The following is a 1,126-nucleotide window of genomic DNA, read 5'->3' on the forward strand; positions in this document are numbered from 1 at the left end:
TAAAATAGGTACTCAATAGCGCTATGTCTTATGACTAATGGCTGTTAATCATGTAACCAGACATTGCAAAATATTCAGGCAAATGACGCCTGAATTTTGAATTAGGCGTTAGTTTTACTTCGAGAAATATCGTATGGAGATAGTAAAAAATATAATATTTAGCTCAATATTATTTGCGGCCACTGTTTCATTGGTTCATGCGAATTCTATGGATAGTTTTGAGATGGGAACATATGAACAGCTAAACTTAATAACTAACTCGTATTTCTCGGAGTACAAAAAACTCAGACAGGCTTGGTCGGTAACGCAAAGTCATAGAAAAAGTAAAGCGAATCATGATCATTGGGATGCAACCGAACGTGCAGCTTGTATATTGTCAGTAAAGATGATTTCTGTAGGTAGGGTAATGCAGAAAAATACCGGGAATAGAATAATTGCTCCTCCCAAGTTGAGAGATTATCTTACAGCGACCAGATCACTTTATACTTTGACAAGTAAATATGATCATGTTTCAAATTGTAGTCAATTAACAGTTAGTGACTATTCCAGGTTCCATCAGATAGCAAATAGTATATTTAGTCATAGAAATTCGCTTGCCAGTTCATATAAAAGCACAAATGCACAAAGTATTGGCTGGTCAAATATACTGTCATTTGAGCTGTCACCTCTGCCATTAAGTCTTGAAGTGTTGAATGGTTCATTAAAAATAAAGTTTTCAGCAAAAGCTGGCCCAATTAAGTATGACTTTAAAACTGGGCCTGCATTTCGTAAAGACTCAAAACGCAGCGGACTCAAGACGCTATTGGTAATTAATCCAGATAAAACCGTCCGTATATTTAATATTGACGGATTGAAGTTACAGTTTTATGTTCCTGCTTCGTTGATTACTATTTCGGGAGATCGAATAGCAATTGAATGTTCGAATAGTTGCCTTGCTGAGTTTATGCCAGAATAAAAACTAACAAAGTGCTGCTAGGGACAAACCTACGCTGCGCTCCGGTTTGCCCCAGAGCACGGCGTTAACTCAAAATAACTACGAACCAAAAAAGGAGTAAAATTATGTTTCCAAAAGAGTTTTATTTAATACCCGAAGAAATATTCCGAATGGGAAATTCCAGTAGTTCTA

At 36.4% G+C, this 1,126-nt stretch carries 1 protein-coding gene; it reads left to right on the plus strand.

Annotated features, from left to right (window positions below):
- Positions 1 to 208: 208 nt before the first annotated feature.
- Complete coding sequence (locus tag ABVT42_RS22360; protein ID WP_353898201.1) at positions 209 to 955, plus strand: hypothetical protein; 747 nt, start codon at positions 209 to 211, stop codon at positions 953 to 955.
- The last annotated feature ends 171 nt before the right edge of the window (positions 956 to 1,126 follow it).

Source organism: Aliikangiella maris (assembly GCF_040719265.1).
Taxonomy (GTDB): domain Bacteria; phylum Pseudomonadota; class Gammaproteobacteria; order Enterobacterales; family Kangiellaceae; genus Aliikangiella; species Aliikangiella maris.

What these genes read in the sequence shown, in the direction of transcription:
- ABVT42_RS22360 (WP_353898201.1), top strand. Translation starts at nt 209, where the DNA reads ATGGATAGTTTTGAGATGGGAACATATGAACAGCTAAACTTAATAACT.